Consider the following 20,574-nt stretch of genomic DNA (forward strand, 5'->3'; position numbering starts at 1 on the left):
CCCCAATTATCTCACAGCTCGCCGTGGTGGGTGTGTGTTTTTTTTTTGTTCGCGGGGCCCCGCGGGGGGGGGGGGGCGGCGCCCCCCCCCCCCCCCCCCCCCCCCCCCCCCCCCCCCCACTACGCCTCCTCCCTTTGGCGCAGCCAAGGGGAGGGTTGGGGAGGGGTAGCTTTGGGCTTTGGCCGGGAAAGCCCCTGCCGAGCATGGCTCGGCACTACAAAAACCCGGGCGCGGCGCAAAAAAGAAGCCCGGTCGGGGGAGGACCGGGCTTCCAGCGGCGCGTGGGAGAGAGGTCACGCGCCATACAACACCACTATCTGTTGCTTGCAGCTTTGTCGCTTACCAGGTGAAGCGCGGGCCGACGAACCATTCCTTGTCGCCAGCCTTGGCCAGCTTCACTTCGCCGGTCAGGCCCCAGTTCGGGTTGAACTTGGCGGTGGCGCCAACGCGGCCGTAGAACTCGCCGTCCGGATCGTAGCCGCGCTTCTTGCTGTAGTTCTCGTAGCCGGCCAGGGCATAGCCCTCGAAGTTCGGGGTGAACGCAGTGCGCACGCCAACTTCGGTGCTATAGCCGCTGAACTTCGGGCCGTACTCGAGATCCAGCTTCTGGTAGGCCGCACGGGCCAACAGGTCGGTGTTCGGGGCCACGGTGTAGTTGTAGCCAACACCCAGGCGCCACTGGTCCACGTCAACCTTGCTCTTGTCGGTTTCCTGCGCGTTGTACTCACCGAACACATGGAAGTTCGGGTGCACCGCGACCGAGCCCTTCACCGCAAAACCATCGGCGTCGCCGCCCTTGGTGTCGGTGTTCACATAGCCGCCTTCCACATAGTTGTAGGACAGGCCATCGGCAGCCGAAGCGGCGAACGGCAGGGCGGCCAGCAGGCCCAAAGCGATCAAAGAAGTCTTCATTTCGGCATTACCTCGTTATTGGTCTTGATCGTTACGGCCTGAATCGGTGGCCGTTCGACAGTTGTGAATTATCCGTTAGCCGACGGAATCCACCCTGAATACCAAACTGACCAGTACATAAATTAGGCGCGTTTCCAGGGAACTTTGGGCGCGTCGGTAGAAAGACGTCGGACCGCCGGTACGTGCCGTCGTGCGGCAGTGGGCGGGGGCGCCGTTGGGGACGCGACCGTCGCCTTCGCGGCGTGTTTGCCAGTAGCGCCAGGGTGCGTGCGCAGGAAGCTTGGCGGTTGTGTGGTGCCCAGCGGTTTCGTGGCAGTGAAGCTGAAATCGAGCTGGCAGAGGTCCGTGTATGTATCGGATACAGAGACGCTCAAGGTTCCACCTATAAAACTGTTTTGTGCTTATTTTTCCAAATCAATGCATCTGCGTTTCACCCGTGAATACAGGCGTTTCCAACGTCAAAGTACGCCCTGGGATTCAAGCTGATTCTCATGTCTCTCTTTCGGACAGGTGCCGATAATCCCGCCATCGTTACTGCATTGGCGGCCTGCGTCGCCACCGTGAAGCGCTGTTGTCACGCATGAATACATGAAAGGCGCCCGCTTTTTTGGCCACCTGCGATGGATTGATGCGGCGGAAACAAGCTTGTTCATTGGCATGTTGATGCGTCTGGTGCGCGGGCTGGTTGCCCGGGGCCATGACGGTGGAAAGCATCAAGGCCGGAATTTCAATGCGCCATGGTAGCGCGCGTCCAATCCACTGATTGGAACGGTACGACGAGCAGTTTGGGCGAGTGTTTCCACACGACCTTGCCCATGCGTTCGCCAAGAGAAACGCGTTTTTCGACAACGACGTTCAGCAAGGATGCGGAGTCCGCGCCGGCTGACGCCTGCAGTTAGCGTCATGACCAGCAGATTCAGTTCTGGAGTCAGGCACGCAGCTGTTGCAGAGCAGCTGCATGATCCATTCATGTCAACGGAGACAACAAGTGAACGCAGTGGGTTACGACCAGATATCGCAGACAGCGGAGGTCAACAATATGGATATGCACGCTGCTGGCAGCGCTCCTGTGATCGAAGCGATAGTCGACGATCACGGTAGCAAGACGGGTGATATCGCCAACGGTGGCCATACCGATGACGGTCATCCGGAAATCAAGGGAGCGGGCCGTCCTGGTGATCTGGTTCACGTCTATGACGGAGTCAATTTGCTGGGCCACGCGCAGGTGGGTGCTGATGGTAGATGGACATTCACTCCGATCTACCCACTGGCTGATGGCAGGCATAGCATCAGCGTCATTCACGAATCACCAGAAGGTGATATCAGCGATGAATCCGAGCCATATGTGATCAACGTGGACAGGGTGGCCCCGGAGAAGCCATCGATTGGCGAGGTGTCGGATGACGTTGGCGCGCAAACCGGTGCGGTCGCCAACGGTGGCAATACCGACGACAATACGCCTACGTTGTCAGGCAGGGGCGAAGCGGGTGCCACCGTCACCATCATCGACAACGGCCAGGTGATTGGTGAAGCCCTTGTCGCTGAAGACGGCACCTGGACGTTCACGCCGGATGTCGAGCTTCCTGATGGCCAGCATGAATTCGAAGTGGTGATGACCGACGAGGCCGGCAATACTTCCGAGCATTCGGAAAGGCATATCATCGTTGTCCAGGCGCCGGTACCTGCACAGATCGCCACGGTTACTTCGATGGGCAAGGACTGGGGCGCAAGCCACCGCGATTGGCTTACCAACGACGGTGCTGCCGGGCGCCTGATGCAAGGTGCACTCAGCGCGCAGCTGGCCGTCGATGAACACCTGCTGGTGTCCACCGATGGTGGGCTCAGTTGGAGCCGGGCATTGGTTGATGGTCTTCGTTGGGCAGCACAGGACAACAACGCCCACAGTGGCAACTGGTCGATCCAGACCAAGGTCGTGAACGCCGCCGGACGTAGTGGCCAGATCGAATCACGCGATGTATTTCTCGATACGCTGGCGCCGGATGCGCCGACCAAGCTCAGCGTCGATGGCGCCTACCTGACGGTGGCATTCAGGAGCACGTCTGTTTCCGCTGGCGACATCGTCAGCGTTGTGCTCAATGGCCAGCGCTTTGACCACGCGCTGACCGCCAGAGACGTGAGCGCAGGCAGCCTGCGTATCGCGCCGGGCTTTGCGGTGAGTAGCGGTGATGTGATGGCGGCGATCATCGACAAGGCTGGCAACAGCTCCAAATATCGCGATATGGGGGACAACAAGTTCATCGATTTCAACAGCGCCTCGTATGTGAACCTGAGCGCGGGGCAGAGCACGAGCTACAACGGGCTGCGGATCACTTCCGAGATCGACCACGATGTCTGGCAAATACCTGAAGCGATTACCGGGCTTACCACCTACGATCCCGCGGTCTATACCGGCATGAAGATCGGCGTCACCGGGCGTACCCGCATCGATTTCACCGAAGGCCCGGTGTCCGAGCTGAAGTTCCTGGTGACCAATCTGCAGGCCGGTTGTTTCGATCCTTCGGTGATCAGGCTCTACACCGCCGGCGGTGCGCTGGTGGGCCAGTTGTCGTTGTCCGCCTATTACCCCAACTCCTTGAATGCCTCGTTCAAGGCGCCGGCCGGGCAGGAGTTCTCGTACATGGTGGTGAGCACCGGTTACAAGGTGCCGGGGTACACGGGTATTGGTTCATGGGACTGGATTGGCCTGGATGATTTCCAGATACGTGGCGGTGCAAGTGAGCTCAATGTGCTCAGCAATCAGGCGATCGATGGCAAGACGGGCACCTATTACGGTGGCGACGAGGACAACGTGTTCACGTTGGCCAATGTCGCCAACCTGACGGCTGCCAGCAGCGGCGGTGTTTCCGGTGGCGCAGGCGTGGACACCCTCAAGCTCACCGGCGCCAATCAGACGTTGAATCTGGCGGCGTTGAAGGACAGGATCGATTCCATCGAAATCTTCGATATCACCGGCACCGGCAACAACAGCTTGAGTCTGTCATTGCAGGACGTTCTGGCCAATGGCCAGGTTGACCTGTTCCGTCAAAGTGGCAAACAGACCGTACAGATGATGGTGAAGGGCAACGCTGGCGACGTGGTCAGGCTGGATGATCTGCTCGGTGTTGGCGGTCAGGACGTGGGCGACTGGGCATCGATGGGCAAACACTCCATCGGGGGTGTCTCGTATGTTGTCTATCAGCACTCAGGTCTGGATGCCGAGTTGCTGGTGCAGGATGCAGTGCGGGTTGACCTGATTTAAGCCCTGCGGGAAGGTGTCGATGCATCAGGAAAAGCGGCACCGCAAGGTGCCGCTTTTCTGTGTGAATGCCCGCACGCAGGCCTGTAGATACGCCAAAGCATCAATGTGCTGCAGCCACCATCAACGCCGAGCTGTCCACACGTTTGACACCCTTGACGGCCTTGGCAGCGGCAATGGCCCGGTCGGCTTCGACCTTGCTGGCGACGGTGCCACTCAGTGCCACCACGCCGTTGACGGTCTCGACCTTGATCTCCATGCCGGACACATCCTTGGTGGTCAGCAACTCGGCCTTCACCTTGGTGGTGATCCATGTATCGGTGCCGGGCTGCTCGGATTCATGACCATGCGTGGATTGACCAGCGGCCTGCACAGTGAGGGAAGTGCCTGCGCAGCCAATGGCGATCATGCCTGCGAACAGCAGTTGCTTCATCTTGCGGGTACCCATGACGTGTCTCCGATCAGAGCAACGATGCTCCAACCGCAGGGTGCACGCAGCGCGATTAAGCGGATGCCTGCATCCGGTGATGAGCAGGTGCAGGAAACGCAAATTTCGCGTAATGCACGGGCCGCGATGCGCATCGTAGCTCAAGCGATCATCAGATCCCAGGGAAGATTGGAATCATGGAACTTGAAACGGTAGCCATCGAAATCGATCTGCTTGGCGATGTTGCCTTGCTCGTCGACCATCGTATGGAAGCAGACATCGCTAAGACCCATGGTGGCGACACGGCGGCCATCACTGCTGCCCTTGGCGATGTTCCTGGACTCGGTTGCCAGCAGGGTGACCAGTCGAAGCTGACGGCCGGGCCCTTCGAGGAAAAATTTAATCTTGTCCATTGGCGTTACTCCGGTATGCGATCCCCCCGAATCCCGCTGCCAAGCTATAGCCCACATCATGAACACGCGGCAATGATGGGGTTCGCATTACTGGCATTTGGGAATCTCTGAACAGACCCTTCGCAGCCTGTCAGATGGCAGGCCACGATTCGAGAGCCTGATCAGCCCATGCAACCGAGCTGTGGTGGCGCCGAACCGCAAGGTGGGCGCAAGCGCACATGGCGCGAGATATTCTTGTCCGAGCAGCGCAGGTTGTGCTGTGGAAGGCGCTGCTGGTGTTGATCGAGTGGCACTACCCAAACGCCGGCAGCCATATCGGCTGGAAATGATGTTGCGCGTCCACCTGTAGCAGCAATGGTACGCATTGAGCGACTCTGCGATGAAAGCGGCTCTGTGCGATACGCAGATGATGCGACAGTTCGCTCAGCCGGGCAGTCTGGAGGAGATTCCGGATGACACGACTGTCCTCAACTTCCACCGTCTTCTGGAGAAGCACCGGCTGGCAGCGGCAATGTTCGAGCAGATCAACACGCGCTTGGCACGCGTAGGAAGGGTAGTCGCCCCGCTTTTAACGGTTGCCAAACGTGGAGCTATGCGGCCGTCGCCAGTTTCATTGCTGGCGTGATGTTACCGGGCACCAGGTTGGGGGCGCTCGTGGTTGTACGTCCCTAGCCAGCGCGTGGCCCTGTCCTGCACCTGCTCGATGGTGTCGAGCAAGGTCGTGGCCAGCCAGGCGTTGCGGACGGTGCGGTTGTACGTTCGACGCAAGCATTTCTTTGCCATCGCCTCGCGGAGTACTTCGCGATCATCTGCGAATCGGCATGCATCTTCTTCAGGCGTCGGTTCTCGTCCTGCGGCTCCTTGAGCTGGGACATCAGCGATGCATCCATGTCGCCGAACTGATCCCGTGCTCGCGACACAGTTCCGGCGCGAACCTGCAGGCCTCGGCCTGCTTGAGTACGGGGGTGATCTGGCTGTCGGTGAAACGGGATGCCGTCATGGAACCTCCCCGGAAGAGGATGCGAGAAAATTCCACTTCTGGCGCCAGCCAATCTGCGACGGGACTACCATGGCGCCGCGACGGTCATATCGATGAGAGCTCTTTGCCCATATTTGGCCTGCTCATGCATGGCATGCAGCAGCTGTTCGAGCTGTGAGGCAAATCTGTCCGGCTGGTAGAGCACCGAAGTGTGCAGCTGCTCGCCGAGCCTGCGGCGGATTGTCTCCCTCTTGGGCGCATCCTTGGCCAGCGCGATCGCCAGCGATACATAGTCGCGCCGGGACGTGGTGCAGAGCTCGTGCATGCCCAGCGTATGCAACAGGCTGCCTGCCATGCGACTGACAAAGGTCTGGCCCATACAGGTAACCAGCGGAACCCCTGCGCGCAACACATCACTCGCCGTTGCACCCGAGTTGTAGGGATAGGTGTCCAGGGCGATATCGGCCAGGGCGATACGGGCACGGTGATCTGCAAGTGATTGGCGCTTGGCGAATATGACCCTTGCCGGATCCACGCTGCGTTTCGCGGTTTCCTTCAGCAAGTTGCTGGGGACCACCTCGGAAGACCCGGGGGCGATCCAAAGCACAGCCTGCGGCACATTGCGCAGAACCTCGCACCAGTCATCCCATAGCTGCGGGGTGAACTTGAAGACTTGATTGAAGCTGCAGAACACGATGGCATCGACCGGCAGATTCTCCGTCTCGCGCGGCGGCGGCGGTGCCAGTGGCGTCAGCGGACAGTTGGGCTGGAAGCATTCGGGCATCAAGGCCAAGGCTTCGCTGAACTGGCCGGCATGCTCTGGCGGCGTGGCTACCGCGTCGCTGATGATGTAGTCGGCAAAGCGTGCCTCGCCCAAGGTGCCGATATAGCCTATCCAGGTTGCAATTATCGGTGCTGGACGCAGCGCGCAGATTCCAAGGCGGGCGTGCGTGGTGTACCCGGTGAGGTCGATCAGGATATCGATCTGGTCATCGCGGATCAGCTGTGCTGCCTCCAGATCATCCATTCGACTGATCACGGTGAAGTGATCAGCAGCTTCAATCAGTCTGCGTCGTTCTTCATCGTCGCCTTCCGGACCATAGGCATACAGGTGTGCCTGCACGTGTTTGCGATCGTGCGCGGCAATGACCTGGGTGATCAGGTGAGCGACTGGATGGTTGCGGAAGTCGGCGGACAGATAACCGATCCGCAGAGGCCCGCCATGCGCATTGGCCACTGACGACACCAGCGGCGCGGCCGCCAATGCCGATGCCCAACGTTTGCGGCCAAACTGGCCAGCGAGTCTGCGTTGCATCGCGGCATCAAATTCTGGCCAGGCGAGCAGATCGAGAGGTGAGAAGTTATTGCTGTCACCTTTCGACAGCAGTGCCAGAAAGTCATCCATCGCTGGTTGCGTGGCATCCCAATCAGCCAGTTTGCGACGCAGGCCCAAAATGCGCCCGACGATCTCGACATTGCCCGGTTGCAGCTCCAGCGATTTCTGCAGGCAGGCAAGGGCCTCAACTTCCTTTCCAGTCCTTTCAAGGATGCCTGCGAGGTTCAGGCGTGGCTGGAGGTAGTGGGGGTCGCAGGCGATGGCCGAACGAAAGTTCGCCTCCGCAGCCTCTTTATCGCCATCGACAGTGTCGTGTGCGTGGCCGAGATTATTGTAGGCATTGGCATACTTCGGATCAGCCTTGATCGCCTGGCGATAGCATTCCTTGGCTTCGGCGCGCCGGTCTGACTTGAAACTCCGGTTGAGAATATTGCCCAGGTTGTTCCACGCCTTGGCCTGGTGGGGGGCCAAGCCCAGAGCGCAGCGATACGCCGCCTCGGCCTCAGGCTCACGCTGCATGGCCGCGTAGGTGAGGGCCAGATTGCTGTACGCATCGGCATTGTCTGCGTTGGCCGCGGCCGTCTTGAGATAGCGCTCCGCTGCCGGGAAATCCTTGTTCAGGTAGCAGATTACGCCTGCGCAGACCAAACCGCCTGGATGCCGTGGCGATAGTTTCAACAATTTGTTGCGGCAGAGTGCCAGGGCCTGGTCGTACTGATGGCGTTGATAAAGAGCCAGCACGTTTGCGTACGTTGTCTCGGCAATGCTTGTCGAACGCTTGCGCGCGCGTTGGGGAATGTTGCTGTGTGAGCGACGCATCCGATTCTCCGGGCTGAAGGGGTTTGATCCTGCCCGGTAGAAAGAGCTGCGCGCCTTGAACAGCAGGGGCCCGCGGATCTCCAGAGCTGCCTTCATGCGCATGGACGCATGATGGTGGGCTGAGCCGTCCACAGCGGCGAGGACGTGGCGGAATAGTGCTTCAGCCTGTGAGTTTTTTCTTTAGGACAATGCCTATTCTGAAATGTGGGCGGCGAGCAACTGGCTGCAGTTGTCGCTGCTTGAGGAGAGGTGCCTGCGGTCAACCCGGGCAGCGCCGAGCGCTTGTCGCATAGGCAGGCGGGCAGTGCGATGTATTCGAATCCGCTGTTGTCGTTGAGTCGCGCGACGGGCCTCGCTTGCAGCGGGTCGCGGTAGGGGCCGGTGGCAGCCCATGCAGAGAAAGCGGCACCGCAAGGCGTCGCTTCCTCCCTGGGTGCGGCCGCTGGCTCAGCGCCACCGCCTTGTGCAGCATGCAGCTGCAGACATTGTCGGCAAGCGGTTGGTACAGCCGCGTGGTATCAGTCCACGATGGGCAAGCTGATGTAGCTCGGATGCTCGGCGCTGTTCCAGATCCGCTGCGTGGCCTTGCGATAGTCGCCAGGCTGGGCGAAGAAGATGTTGTCCACAAATTTCTGTGGATTGCGGTCGTAGAGCGGGAACAGGCTGGACTGCACCTGCACCATCAAACGATGCCCGGGTTGCAGGGTCTGGTTCACGTTGGGCAGGTCAAAGGTATAGGTCTGCGGCGTATCGGGGGTGATGGCCTTGGGTTGGCTGAAGCTCTCGCGGTAGCGGCCACGGAAGATGGTGACAGCCAACGGCAGCTGGTAGCCGGCCATCTTCGGGTTGTCGGGGTATTGATCGGGATAGACATCGATCAGCTTCACCACCCAGTCACTGTCATTGCCCGAAGTGGACGCGCTGAGCTGCACCTGCGGAACGCCGGCAAGCTTCATTGGCTTGTCCAGCACCGGGCCGGTATAGGTGAGCACATCGGTACGGCCATCGACGAAGCGTTGATCGCGTACCAGCCAGGTAGTCCAGACATCACGATCACCCATGTTGACCGGACGCGGAACGAAGGGAACAGGTTTGGCTGGATCGGAAATGTATTCGGCGTACTGCGCGCCGGTACTGGCAGCAGTGAAGGCCAGCTCTGCATCCGCATTGAGATAGAGTCTGCGTGCGTTGGCGGCGCAGCCCTGCGCGCAGCTCTGCGGCCAATTGTTGTAGGTTTCCCAGCGATTGCTGCCGGCGTTGTACACCCAGACCGGCGGCGTGCTGGCGACCGCCGCACCTTCCTTGAGGTATTGATCGAAAAACGGCTTGAGCACGTCACGTCGCCACTGCAGGGCGGTGTCGCCGTTGAACTCCAGTGCACCCAGCGAGCTGCCGTTGTAGTTGGCGCCACTATGCCGCCAGGGTCCGATCACCAGAAAGTTGCGTTTGTTGTCGTGGTCCTTGGGTTCAAGCGCAGCCCAAGCGGTGTGTGCGCCGTAGATGTCTTCCTGATCCCACAGCCCTTGTTCCCACATGGTGGGTACCGTGATCTCCGGCAGCTTGGCCAATAGTTTGTCCAGCGCCTGCTGCTGCCAGAACGCGTCGTAGGCTGGGTGCTCACTGACCTTGTGCCAGGCCGGTATCTGTTCCAGCCCCAGGGTCTTGGCGAAGGCGCCAACCGAACCTGCCTGCAGGAAGCTGCTGTAGTCGTCGCCGGTCGGCATGGCGACCTTTGCGCCGGCACCGCGTGCGGTCATCTGCCCGCTGAAATAGCCAAGATTCACCTGCCGATAGGCACCATGCTGGAACCAGTCATCGCCCATCCAGCCGTCGATCATCGGGCTTTCCGGCGCGGCGACTTTCAGGGCAGGGTGCGGATCAAGCAAGGCCATCACCACGGTGAAGCCTTCGTAGGACGAACCGAGCATGCCAACTTTTCCGTTGGATTCGGGCAGATGTTTCACCAACCAATCGATGCTGTCCCAGGCATCGGTGCTGTGATCGATCCTGGTGGGATTGAGCGGGCCGCGTGGCGGCCGCGTCATCACATAGTCGCCTTCCGAGCCGTACTTGCCGCGCACGTCCTGGAACACGCGGATATAGCCGTCCTCGGCAAACACGGTGTCGCCCTGGGCGAGGGCATCGACCAGATGCGTCGCACCTGGTGTGCGATCGACCCGGCCAGCGGCGTTGTACGGCGTACGGGTGAACAGGATCGGCGCATTGTGCGCGCCTTTGGGAATCATGATGACGGTATAGAGCTTGACCCCGTCACGCATCGGGATCATCACCTCGCGCTTTTCGAAATCGCGGGCTGGCTGTGGGGCGACGAACTTCTTGCCAGTGATGTCAGGCGTCATCGGCGCGACCTGCGCCGTGGCTGGCGTTGCCATGCCCAAGCAGGTGATTGTGGCGATGGCTGCAGCCAGGGTCAGGGTCCGCATTGCTCTACCTCAAGCGCTTGGGTAAACGCTGACGCTATGCCTGTGTAGTGGAAGTTACACATGGCAAAGGTCATGGGCTGCCCAATAGAGACAATCATGCACTTGATCCTCAACTGCCCGGACCCTGGCGGGTCAACAGGCCTCAACGCCAACGGTGAGGCATCGCGGACAGGTTCGTCGTCGATCCTTTGAAGGTTGCAGATCGAGCGGCGAGGTAGTGAACTGCATCAGCGCGTCTGGCGCCTGGCCACCAGATCGTCAGCATGGTGATGACTGTTCTCCATCTCGTTGGCGTTGAGAATCTGCCGTAGATACCCATCCATGCCCTTCGCCGTGCACATGTCTGGCATGCACGCACGCAGTGTGAGAACGCTGTTTGGAGCGCAGCCGCCGAAGATCCGGCAGCGGGCGATGAGGGTGCCAACGGCTCCCGCAGCAAGGCGCTGCTCAGGCTCCATTGCGGATCCGTCAGCGGCCAACAGGGGTTCGGTTGCCGCGTGAGATGCCAGCAATACCCCAGCGTGCTCGAACATCGAAGCGTGCGCTGTGGTTGCCATCAATTCATCCAGGATCATGAGGGCGTGCTCCTGAGCTTGGTGGGAGGCTTGCTCATCGCCAAGCACGTCGCTTGCAAAGAGCATACGCCGGGCTTCCGGATCGCCGTTGTCGGCCAATGTCCTTACGGTGTCATCGAAAGGAGGCGAATTCCTCATCGGTCGCGCGCGCGACCTGGAGCAGTGCGAAGAAACATAGGCGTCAAGTATGTAGGCAGATTCCAATGTCCGCCTCTCCGGTGACTGGCTGCGCTTGGCGATTTCTTCAAAGGACGTGCTGCGATGTTGTTGGGTGTAGCCGCATATATCAGCCAGATTCTCCTTTTCCATCGCTCTGTCGATGTTGGTAATTGATGCCTGCGAAGTTGAGTTGGCTGCCGATTCCGTGCTTGATTGCGCTTGCTGCACAGTCCCGTCCATGGGGGGGGAGGCGGGTACGGCGTTCAATCTTTCCGATGCCGCTACCTCTGCTGTGGCAGCGGTCTGCATGTCCCCAAAACGTTGGCGATGGAAGCCGAGCAAGACTGCCAGGCAGGCAAGTACGAAGGTAAGAAATATGGAGAAAGGGCGCGCTCGCATAAGCAATCTTCTGCAGGCCATCAGGAGGACACATCAATGAATCAGCTTGCGCCCATGCATGGGCTCGCAGGCATCAGTCCTTTGTCCGAAAAAAGGGGATTGGTCACCTGCCACAACTGCCAGTTTCCGTGACCGTAGCGGACCAGCCAGAGTGAACCCTTTGGCCTGATGCCGTTGAGCTTATCGAGAGCAGCAAGCTTTCGCGTCATATCATCAGAGTTGGCGCAGGTGATGTTCTTGTCGCCCTGTACCGTTCCCCCTCGACGCTTCCGCGCTATCGCCTTGCCTTGTGAACGCAGCGCGGAGCTGCGGAATATGAGAAGTGTGGCGGCGCCGCTGAACGAAGGGCGCGAAGCACGCACAGTGATTGCCGGCAGGTCGGTTGTGTTGCAATTGGCTTGTGGGCGAGTCGGCCCACCACCACCACCACCACCGCCACCTCCTCCACCGCTACCACCACCACCACCTGTTGGGGTCTCAAGTGAAATCACCTCGTCGGACTGCGAGACCTGCTCGCCCTCCGCACTTGGTAGATAGGCTGCCTCCGAAAGGACCCAGGCGTCCGCCGCTTCACTCCAATCGTAGACGCCGAAGTTCTCGGGAACGTCACCATCATGGAAGGCGCCCGCTGCGGGTGCTAGGAACAAAGGGGTGTTGGAAACCGATGCGGATACCGGGCGCACGGTTGGGCATCTGGCAGATGCGATTGCTGGTATGAGAACCAGTAAAAAAGCGCTTGCTCTGATCCATAAGCACATGACAGATCCTTTTCGCACCCACGAGTAGGGGTGAAAGGAATCTATGACTTCAGAAACTTTTTTGGATTCAGGAAAATGCCAAAGCGATGGCTGCTTGTACGTGGCTAAACGGTAGGGGAATTTCGTCAACTGCAGAGAGTCACCATTCTTGGCATCCCGCAGCCATGACGTCGCTCAGCCCGCCGCAGTGCAGCGAAGCGATATCGTTCAAAGGTCGTATCGGCGACTACCCCGCAAGCAGTTGCACGTGCTCCCCGGCGGGCCCGCGCAGGCTACGCTGCTCACCGAAAACCGACAGCTGCCAACCAACAGCGAGCAGCATGTCGTCACTCGTTGCCGGAAGACGTAGCGCCACACTGTATTGCCCTGCATATCGCGTGTTGGAGGCAACAGGCAGCGCCACCTGGTCAATCTCCACCATGCACTGCCCGGGCATTGGCAGCACGGCCACCGGGTAGCGGCCGTCCAGGGCACGGCCATAGGCACGATTGAGCACGGTGATCTTGGTATCGAAGGCCCAGCCCATGGCGCCCAACAATGCAGACCAGGCACGTTGCGAGGCCTCTCGATCCGGCGTGGTCATCACCCCGATGAAGGTGGACGCCACCGTGGCCTCGGTCATCGGCAGATCAAAGGGTGGCACCGCAGCCTTGATCTGGGTGAGGTAGAGCAGTTCGCCGCATGGTCCAAGCACTTGCGCTGCGCGGATCGCATCGCTCAGCTCAAGGTTGGCGGCCGGCCCCAGTACTTTGAAGGGAGCTTGCAGGCCAGCAGCCAGGGTATCGATATCTCCCACCAGCACTTCCAGCGACAACCAGCCATGGCGGAACATGGGTTCGGCAACGACTGCATGCGGGTCTTCAATCACCCGCAGCACTGGCTCGCCAGCGCTGTTGGACAGCCATGCCAGCGGTGCGCCGATCAGATCCGCCAGATCGAGCGCGGCGGCATCTTCGGCGTCGAGCATGCCGCGTTGCTGTACCTGCAAGGCCAACTGCGCGACATAGGCGTCGCAGACCTGCTGCAGGTTGGGCGCGATCAAGGTCGCGTGGATGATGCCCTGTTTCATGTGCGCCGTTCCGTAGCCAGCTTGCGCTCCAGCCAGGGCATCAGGCCGCCGCCGGCAACGATTGCCATCAACTCTGTGGGAATCTTCTCGCAGTCGAATTCACGACCTGTGCTGTGATTGATGATGCGTCCCTCCACCGGGCGTACTTCCAGTTCATCGCCGCGCGCTGCTTCAAGCGTCGCACAAACCAGCGCGGGCACACCGAGATTCAGCGCGTTGCGATAGAAGATGCGTGCGAACGATTTGGCGATGATGGCACCCACGCCAAGTTCGGCCAACGCCTGCACTGCCTGTTCGCGCGAGGAGCCGATGCCGAAGGATTCACCGCCCACCACGATGTCGCCGCGGCGTACTTCGCTGGCGAAGGCCGGGTCCACCGCTTCCAGGCAGTGGCTGGCGATCACGCGCATCGGTTCACGCATATAGGGGCCGGGTGCCAGCACATCGGTATCGATGCGGTCGCCGAACACGAAAGCCTTGCCACGAACGTTCAAGCGCCTTCTCCCAACAACTCGCGTGGATCACAGATTTCGCCTTTCACCGCGGCAGCGGCAACGCTGTATGGCGAGCCAAGATAGACCTGCGCCTCGGCCGAGCCCATGCGGCCCTTGAAATTGCGCGCGGTGGTGGACATGCAGACTTCGCCGCTGCTGAGCATGCCCGCGCCCATGCCGGCGCAGGCGCCGCAGCCAGACGGCAGCAGGATGGCGCCGGCTTCGGTCAGGGTGGCCAGGGTGCCTTCGGCCGCTGCCTGGGCGGTCATCGCCACCGAGGCCGGGGCGATCAGCAGGCGCGTGCCCTTGGCGATCCGGCGGCCTTTCAGGACTTCGGCGGCCATGCGCAGGTCGGTCAGCTTGGCGCCGGTGCAGGCGCCGATATAGGCCTGGTCGATATGTACCTTGCCGTGCTCGCCAATCGGGCGGCTGTTGGCCGGGCTGTGCGGTGCAGCCACATGCGGTGCGATCTGCGCGGCGTCATAGCGATGGTGGTGCAGGTAGTTGGCGCCGGCATCGCTGCGCCATTGCGCCAGATCACCGGAGAAAGGTTTGCCGGCCTGTTCCAATGCAGCCAGTGTGGTCGCGTCGGGTTCGACGATGCCGGTTTCAGCGCCGAGTTCGGCGGCCATGTTGCACAGGGTCAGGCGCTCATGCATCGGCATTGCCTGCACTGCACTGCCGCCGTATTCGAATACCTGGCCTTCGTTGCCCATGCCATGTTGGCCACACAGCATCAGCATCACATCCTTGGCGCTGACGCCGGCGCCGAGCACGCCATCGAGCTGCACACGCGTGGTCTGCGGCACGCGCAGCCACACTTCACCGGTGACCAGTGCGCCGGTGATGTCGGTGGCGCCCATGCCGACCATGAAGGCGCCAAAGGCGCCGCCACTGGGTGAGTGCGAATCACCACCCACGCAGAACATGCCGGGTTGCACATGGCCGTGTTCCTGCAGCACCACGTGGCAGATGCCGAGCATGTCGTAATGTGTCACACCCTGGGCCTGCGCCCACTTGCGGGTGAGGGCGAGGATGTCGGCGCTTTCCATGTCCACTGCCGGTACGAAATGGTCGGAGACCACCACCACTTTGTTCGGGTCCCACACTTTGGCACCAAGCTTTTCCAGCCGCGAGGCGACCCGACGCGGACCGCCGGAGTCATGCATCATCAGCAGGTCGAGTCTGGCGGTGAGGATTTCACCCGCCTGCACGGCCGCACGCCCGCAGGCACGGGCGAGGATTTTTTCGGCAAGCGTTGCACTCACAGTTGCACTCAAACAAATGTCTCCGGCTTGTTGGTTTCGTAGTCCAGACGCATCTGGTAGCGCAGTTGGTCGGGGCGGTATTGGATGTCGAGCAGATCCAGCAACTGCTGGTCAGGGCCGTAGGAGCGACGGGTCAGGTTCATCACTGCCTGGCCGGGCGACATCTGCAGGTGCATGGCGGTCATCGCGCCGGCACGCAGCGCACTGACGGTCTGCTGGACCTGCACGAAGCGGATGCCACAGCGCCGGAACAAGGCGATGCGCGAGCCATAGGCCAGTTGTTCGGCGTTGAATTCCGGATGCGTGGTACGGGTCCAGCTGGCGTAGTAGCCAAAGGCCTGGCCGTGCCGCGAGCGCACGCGCACGCAATGCACCAGGGCTTCCTGCGGACCGCTGCCGAACTGGTCGCGGATAGGCTCGGGCGGGACCACGCGCTCCCAGCCCAGCAGACGCACCTGGGTGTTGCTGGCCAGGGTGTCGAGGCTGTGGATCAGCTCGCCCAGCGGTGTTTTCAGCGGCATCGGGATGCTGGAGCCGCGGCTGGTGCTGCCACCGACCACGCGGGTACCGCGGCCACGCTGGCGTACCAGCAGGCCGTCATTGGCCAGCACGTGCAGCGCCTGGCGCACGGTGACCCGCGAGATGCGCAGGCGCCTGGCCAGCTCTTCTTCGCGCGGCAGCTGCTCACCATCGCCGATTTCGCCACGCTCGATCAGCCCACGCAGGAAACCCTGCAGCTGGTGGTACAGCGGCGCATGCAGGTCACGGCGGAGGATGCCCTCCAGGGATTGGGTGGTGAACGGGTCCACGGTGGCTTGCCGGCAGGTCCGAAATAATCTTAATGATATATCTATATATCTAAAAGGAGCGTGGGTATAGACCTTGTTGTGTTTTGGCTGGGATTCGCTTGGGTTGGGAGGGGGCTTCTCGCTGGCTGATGCGCCGCCGGGAAGGCCTCTGCCGAGCATGGCTCGGCACTACGCTCCCTCCCTTTCGCGCAGCGCAGGGGGTGAAGAAGGCCTGCTTGCGCGCCACTGGCGCGCGGCCTGATGAACGACCGAAGGCTGTGCCTTCGGGCCGGGCGGGTTGGGGAGGGGTGCTTTTTGCTGGCTGATGGGGTGCTGGTGAAGCCCATGCCGAGCATGGCTCGGCACGACCTGTCGCTATCAGCCCTCACCAGAACCGGTAGCTGAACTCCACGCCGTAGGTGCGCGGCACGTTCGGGTAGATCACGCCAACGCCCAGGCCGGCGATATCAAAGCCGCCGGTGGAGGCGAATTCATTGCTCAGGTTCTTGCCCCACAGCGCCACCGACCACTGCGCATCACGCGGTTCGTAGGCGATGCGTGCGTTGTACTCATGCCCGGCCTTGCGCATGATCAGGCGCGAGGCATCCTGGTTCTGGAAGTAGTCGTCGGTGTAGCGCGCCTGCGCGCTGAACACCAGGTCGGCATTGCCAAGCGGCTGCACATAGCTGCTGCCGAAGGTCCATTGCAGCTTGGGTGCGTTTTTCATCGGATGGCCGCGGAAGTAGGCGGCGTTGATGGCCTTGTACTTCTGGTATTCCGAATCGATGGTGCCGAGCGTGGCGTTGAGCTTCAGTCCGCGTGTCAGCTGCGCCTCCGCCTCCAGTTCGATGCCCTGGATCAACGCACCGGTGGCGTTGGTGACAACGAAGATGCCTTCCGGGTTCACCGCGGCCAATTGGATGCCGTCGTAATCCAGCCGGTAGTAGTTGCCGTTCAAGCGCAGGCGGTTGTCCCACAGCGTGGATTTGACGCCTACTTCGTAGGCACGCAGGGTTTCGGCATCCACCTGTACCAGGGTCGCCGGCGTGCTGCCGCGGCCATTGAAGCCGCCGCTCTTGAAGCCGGTGGTGATGCTGGCGTAGCCCATCACGTTGTCGTTGAAGTTGTAGGACAGCAGCGCCTTCCAGTCCGGGCGGTTCCAGCTGTTGCGCATGTTCTTGCTGAAGTTGGGGTCACCATTGGCCTTGACCGCGCGCACCGAGAAATCCTTGCTCTCATAGCTGTAGCGGCCGCCCAGGGTGAGGGTCAGCTTGTCGGTGAACTTGTAGTCGCCCTGTGCGTAGATGGCATATGCCGAAGTGTCCTGGGCGATGTAGTTGGTGCCGCCGCGCACGAAGATGTCGCTGCGGGTCGGCTGGTCGTTGTGCTCCTTGAAGGCGAACACGCCGGCCACCCAGCTGAAAGGACCGTCCAGCTGCGAGGTGAACTGCGCCTCGTAACCCTTCTGGTTCTGGTGCTGGTCCTGTTCAAGGTGATAACGGGTCTGCGCGGTGCCATCGACGTCCATGTAGAAGTGATGGTCCAGCGTGCGGTAGTGCGCGATGCTGCGCCAGGAGAACGCGCCGAAGTCGGTTTCATTGGTCAGCGCCACGCCGAACTGGTCGATGTCGTTCAAGCCCAGCGTGTCGGTTTCGGTCTTGTAGAAGCTGCCCAGACGCGGCACCTGGTTGCCATTGGCATCCAGTGCCACCGGCGTGCCCCAGGCGGGTGTGGAGCGCTCGCGCAGGCGGTCGATGCTCAGCGTGGCGTAGGAGGCTTCGCCCCAGGTAGAAGCCAGCGACAGGCGCCCGGCCAGCACATCCTGGTCGTTGACCATGCGGTTGTGGGTGATGTCCTTGAGGATGCCATCGCGCTGGCGGCTGAGTGCGGCGGCGGAGACATCCAGCGTCTCACCGATGCGGGTGGCGAAACTTACGCGTGCGTCGCGGCGGCCGAGGTTGCCGATGCTGCCATCCAGCGCCAGCTTGCTCTCGCCGGTGGGCTTGCGCGAGATGTAGCGGATCGCGCCGCCGGTGGCGTTGCGGCCATACAGCGTGCCCTGCGGGCCGCGCAGTACTTCGATGCGTTCGACGTCGTACAGGTCGAACATCGCCCCGTTCTGGCGGGGGATGTAGACATCGTCGATGTACAGCGCCACCGCCGGATCATTGGTGAACATCGACTCATCGGCACCCACGCCGCGCATGAAGATCTTGGCGCCGGAACTGGTGCCGGTGTTCTGTTCGATGATGATGTTGGGTGCTGCGAATTTGATGTCGTCCACGCGTTTGACCTGCATGCGGTCAAGCTCCGGCCCGCTGATCACGCTCATGCTCAGCGGCGTCTTCTGCATCTGCGCTTCGCGGCGTTGTGCGGTGACGTTGACCTGATCCAGCTGCACGGCATGATCGCCATCGCTGGCCTGCTGTGCCAACGCCGGGTTGGTGCCAAGGGCGGTCACGATCGCGACTGCCAGCGCACTGCGGTACAGAACTTCCTTCATTGCCTGCCTCATAGCGTGAACGGGGATGGGTGGCGCAGGCGCACAGCGGGCAATGGCGTGCCGGTGCGTCTGCTTTCCAGTCTTTCGCTATTTGTCCGGACAATCAATGTGACCAACGCGGGATCCACACAGCTGCGTGGTGCGCCACAGCAAGCGCATAAGTATTTGATAAAAATTGAAAAGCAGCAGCAATTGCAGGCTTTTTGTGCTGCACTGCAAAGGCATATAGGTCTTAGCCTTATGTCTTTCCGGGCCATGCGCGCAGCCTGCCAAACGCAAAACGCCGCCCGGTCGGGGCGGCGTTTTCGTAGCGGGGAGTTGGTAGCGGGGAGTTGGTGGTGTTGCTCGCTTACAGCGGGGTGCCGTCATCCACGTCCAGGGTCATCTGGTAGGTGAATTGATCCGGCCGGTACTGCACGTTGAGCAGGTCGATCAGATTGCCGTCGCCATCGTAGGAGCGGCGTTCCAGTGACAACAACGCGGTGCCGGGTTCCACTTTCAGGTGCAGGGCGGCGATGGCGTCGGCATTCACTGCTGACAGCACCTGCTCCACCTGCTTGATCTGGATGCCCGCGGTCTGGAACAGCTTCAAGCGGGAGCTGTTGGCCAGCCGCGCCTCGTTGAATTCGGGGTGATCGGTATTGGTCCAGCTGATGTAGTAGCCGAACGGGACATCGCCGCGCAGGCGCAGGCGGATGGCCTGCACCAATACATCGCGTGGGCCGGTATCGAACAGGGCCCGGATCGGCTCCGGCGGCACCCCGCGGCGGAACTGCAGCAGCTGCACCTTGGTGTGTTCGGCCAGCACTTCCAGACTTTCCAGCAGCCCGGTCAGCGGGCTGTGCATCGGCTTGGGCCGGGAACGGTGGATGACATGGGTGCCCTTGCCGCGGCGGCGCTCGACCAGACCCTCGGCGGCCAGTTCGTCCAGCGCCCGCTTGGCGGTGATGCGCGATACGCCAAAGCCGTCGGCCAGGTCGAATTCGGTGGGAATGCGGGCGCCGCGCGGGATCTCACCATTGAGGATGCGGTCGCGCAGCAGGCTGAACATCTGGTGGTAAAGCGGCGTCGGCAAGTCATTGCGCAGCAGCTTGTGCGCGTTGGCACTCAACAATGTGGCCAGTGTGTCTTGGGACATCTCGCTTCACCCTCCTTTGGCTTAATGCTATAACGATAGAACAAATAGGATAGGCCATGGTCACTGAAGAAACCGTGATTTGCTGGAGCCGTGACGGCGCGCTCGCCCGCATCGGCATCCACCGACCCGACAAGCGCAACGCCCTGGCTACCCGCCACTGGGCGGCGATCGAGGCCGCACTGGACGCCATTGCCGCCAGTGATGCCCAGATCGTGGTCGTATCCGGCGTGCCGGGGGCGTTCAGCGCCGGCGCCGATATCGACGAACTCGGCCAGCTGCTCACCGCACCGACGGCCTTTGCCGCCAACAATGCCCAGGTCCAACGCACCCAGCTCAAACTGCAGCGCCTGCCGCAGACCACGCTGGCCGTCATCGACGGTGCCTGCGTGGGCGGCGGCCTTGGCCTGGCGTTGGCCTGTGACCTGCGCCTGGCCAGTGCCCGCAGCCGGTTCGCTATCACCCCAGCCAAGCTCGGTTTAGTTTACAGCGCCGATGACAGCCGTCGGCTGGTCAATACGGTCGGCATGGCCCGCACCCGCGAAATGCTGTTGACCGGACGCCTGCTCGACGCCACCACCGCGCTGGATTGGGGCCTGATCAACCAGTTGGCGGGCGAGGACGGCATCGAGGCGCTGGAGCAGGCACAGGTCCAGCAGCTGTTGGCCACCTCCGGGCAGGCGCGGCGGGCGATCAAGACCGTGCTGGGTCATCTCGGTGGCGATGCCAGCATTGGGCCGGCGCAGGCCGAGGCGGCGTTCAACGACGCCTTCAGCAGCAGCGATTTCGTCGAAGGCGCGGCTGCCTTCCTCGAAAAGCGCGCGCCGCGCTTCGGCTGAG

The 20,574-nt window shown here is 61.4% G+C and carries 15 protein-coding genes and 3 pseudogenes; 3 read left to right on the forward strand and 15 right to left on the reverse strand.

Annotated elements, in window-relative coordinates:
- Nucleotides 1-339 precede the first annotated feature (339 nt).
- Entirely contained in the window at nt 340-912 is a 573-nt protein-coding gene (locus ACVOL0_RS03030) for an OmpO family porin (RefSeq protein WP_481547847.1), read from the reverse strand.
- A gap of 988 nt (nt 913-1,900) precedes the next feature.
- On the opposite strand from ACVOL0_RS03030, the gene ACVOL0_RS03035 reads away from it, so the two are divergent.
- Entirely contained in the window at nt 1,901-4,171 is a 2,271-nt protein-coding gene (locus tag ACVOL0_RS03035; protein WP_481547848.1) for an Ig-like domain-containing protein, read from the forward strand.
- Between the two features lie 100 nt (nt 4,172-4,271).
- On the opposite strand, the gene ACVOL0_RS03040 is transcribed toward ACVOL0_RS03035, so the two are convergent.
- Both ACVOL0_RS03040 and ACVOL0_RS03045 read right to left on the reverse strand, forming a co-directional pair.
- Complete coding sequence (locus tag ACVOL0_RS03040; protein ID WP_481547901.1) at nt 4,272-4,577, reverse strand: BON domain-containing protein; 306 nt, start codon at nt 4,575-4,577, stop codon at nt 4,272-4,274.
- A gap of 179 nt (nt 4,578-4,756) precedes the next feature.
- On the reverse strand, nt 4,757-5,008 hold the full coding sequence (locus ACVOL0_RS03045) for a hypothetical protein (RefSeq protein ID WP_481547849.1): 252 nt from the start codon (nt 5,006-5,008) through the stop codon (nt 4,757-4,759).
- 168 nt (nt 5,009-5,176) lie between these two features.
- Here ACVOL0_RS03045 and ACVOL0_RS03050 point away from each other — a divergent pair.
- Nucleotides 5,177-5,561: pseudogene (locus tag ACVOL0_RS03050) on the forward strand (transposase); the annotation flags it as partial.
- 37 nt (nt 5,562-5,598) lie between these two features.
- Here the strand turns inward: ACVOL0_RS03050 and ACVOL0_RS03055 are convergent.
- From ACVOL0_RS03055 to ACVOL0_RS03110, 12 genes and pseudogenes are all read right to left on the reverse strand, one after another.
- Nucleotides 5,599-5,764: pseudogene (locus ACVOL0_RS03055) on the reverse strand (integrase core domain-containing protein); the annotation flags it as partial.
- Nucleotides 5,756-6,008 (reverse strand): annotated as a pseudogene (locus tag ACVOL0_RS03060) (IS3 family transposase); the annotation flags it as partial. The pseudogenes ACVOL0_RS03055 and ACVOL0_RS03060, both read right to left, overlap by 9 nt.
- A gap of 64 nt (nt 6,009-6,072) precedes the next feature.
- Nucleotides 6,073-8,238 carry a tetratricopeptide repeat protein gene (locus ACVOL0_RS03065; protein ID WP_481547850.1) on the reverse strand — a complete coding sequence of 722 codons (2,166 nt, stop codon included), beginning with the start codon at nt 8,236-8,238 and terminating at the stop codon, nt 6,073-6,075.
- A gap of 422 nt (nt 8,239-8,660) precedes the next feature.
- Nucleotides 8,661-10,586: a CocE/NonD family hydrolase gene (locus ACVOL0_RS03070; RefSeq protein ID WP_481547851.1), complete on the reverse strand. Its 1,926-nt coding sequence runs from the start codon at nt 10,584-10,586 to the stop codon at nt 8,661-8,663.
- 227 nt (nt 10,587-10,813) lie between these two features.
- The gene (locus tag ACVOL0_RS03075; protein ID WP_481547852.1) at nt 10,814-11,629 is read right to left on the reverse strand and encodes a hypothetical protein; all 816 of its coding nucleotides are present in this window, start codon (nt 11,627-11,629) and stop codon (nt 10,814-10,816) included.
- Nucleotides 11,630-11,760: 131 nt separating this feature from the next.
- Nucleotides 11,761-12,606 carry a hypothetical protein gene (locus tag ACVOL0_RS03080; RefSeq protein WP_481547853.1) on the reverse strand — a complete coding sequence of 282 codons (846 nt, stop codon included), beginning with the start codon at nt 12,604-12,606 and terminating at the stop codon, nt 11,761-11,763.
- Between the two features lie 97 nt (nt 12,607-12,703).
- A complete protein-coding gene (locus ACVOL0_RS03085) occupies nt 12,704-13,546 on the reverse strand; it encodes a hypothetical protein (protein WP_481547854.1) in 843 nt (280 codons plus the stop codon).
- Nucleotides 13,543-14,040 carry a LeuD/DmdB family oxidoreductase small subunit gene (locus ACVOL0_RS03090; RefSeq protein WP_481547855.1) on the reverse strand — a complete coding sequence of 166 codons (498 nt, stop codon included), beginning with the start codon at nt 14,038-14,040 and terminating at the stop codon, nt 13,543-13,545. The genes ACVOL0_RS03085 and ACVOL0_RS03090 overlap by 4 nt, the downstream gene beginning before the upstream one ends.
- A complete protein-coding gene (locus tag ACVOL0_RS03095; RefSeq protein WP_481547856.1) occupies nt 14,037-15,308 on the reverse strand; it encodes a 3-isopropylmalate dehydratase large subunit in 1,272 nt (423 codons plus the stop codon). Before ACVOL0_RS03095 ends, ACVOL0_RS03090 begins: the two co-directional genes overlap by 4 nt.
- 8 nt (nt 15,309-15,316) lie before the next feature.
- A complete protein-coding gene (locus ACVOL0_RS03100; protein WP_481547857.1) occupies nt 15,317-16,117 on the reverse strand; it encodes a GntR family transcriptional regulator in 801 nt (266 codons plus the stop codon).
- Nucleotides 16,118-16,481: 364 nt separating this feature from the next.
- On the reverse strand, nt 16,482-18,599 hold the full coding sequence (locus ACVOL0_RS03105; protein ID WP_481547858.1) for a TonB-dependent receptor: 2,118 nt from the start codon (nt 18,597-18,599) through the stop codon (nt 16,482-16,484).
- A gap of 349 nt (nt 18,600-18,948) precedes the next feature.
- Entirely contained in the window at nt 18,949-19,737 is a 789-nt protein-coding gene (locus ACVOL0_RS03110) for a GntR family transcriptional regulator (RefSeq protein WP_481547859.1), read from the reverse strand.
- Nucleotides 19,738-19,793: 56 nt separating this feature from the next.
- Between ACVOL0_RS03110 and ACVOL0_RS03115 the strand changes: the two genes are divergently transcribed.
- Nucleotides 19,794-20,573, forward strand: coding sequence for an enoyl-CoA hydratase/isomerase family protein (locus ACVOL0_RS03115; RefSeq protein ID WP_481547860.1), 780 nt, complete (start codon nt 19,794-19,796; stop codon nt 20,571-20,573).
- Nucleotide 20,574: the final 1 nt, after the last annotated feature.

It is taken from the genome of Stenotrophomonas sp. STEN021 (assembly GCF_056760175.1).

Excerpts from the sequence above, each read along its gene's own strand:
- ACVOL0_RS03030 (WP_481547847.1), bottom strand. The coding sequence starts at position 912 with ATGAAGACTTCTTTGATCGCTTTGGGCCTGCTGGCCGCCCTGCCGTTC.
- ACVOL0_RS03040 (WP_481547901.1), bottom strand. The coding sequence starts at position 4,577 with ATGATCGCCATTGGCTGCGCAGGCACTTCCCTCACTGTGCAGGCCGCT.
- ACVOL0_RS03045 (WP_481547849.1), bottom strand. The coding sequence starts at position 5,008 with ATGGACAAGATTAAATTTTTCCTCGAAGGGCCCGGCCGTCAGCTTCGA.
- ACVOL0_RS03065 (WP_481547850.1), bottom strand. The coding sequence starts at position 8,238 with ATGAAGGCAGCTCTGGAGATCCGCGGGCCCCTGCTGTTCAAGGCGCGC.
- ACVOL0_RS03070 (WP_481547851.1), bottom strand. The coding sequence starts at position 10,586 with ATGCGGACCCTGACCCTGGCTGCAGCCATCGCCACAATCACCTGCTTG.
- ACVOL0_RS03075 (WP_481547852.1), bottom strand. The coding sequence starts at position 11,629 with ATGCAGACCGCTGCCACAGCAGAGGTAGCGGCATCGGAAAGATTGAAC.
- ACVOL0_RS03085 (WP_481547854.1), bottom strand. The coding sequence starts at position 13,546 with ATGAAACAGGGCATCATCCACGCGACCTTGATCGCGCCCAACCTGCAG.
- ACVOL0_RS03105 (WP_481547858.1), bottom strand. The coding sequence starts at position 18,599 with ATGAAGGAAGTTCTGTACCGCAGTGCGCTGGCAGTCGCGATCGTGACC.
- ACVOL0_RS03110 (WP_481547859.1), bottom strand. The coding sequence starts at position 19,737 with ATGTCCCAAGACACACTGGCCACATTGTTGAGTGCCAACGCGCACAAG.
- ACVOL0_RS03115 (WP_481547860.1), top strand. The coding sequence starts at position 19,794 with ATGGTCACTGAAGAAACCGTGATTTGCTGGAGCCGTGACGGCGCGCTC.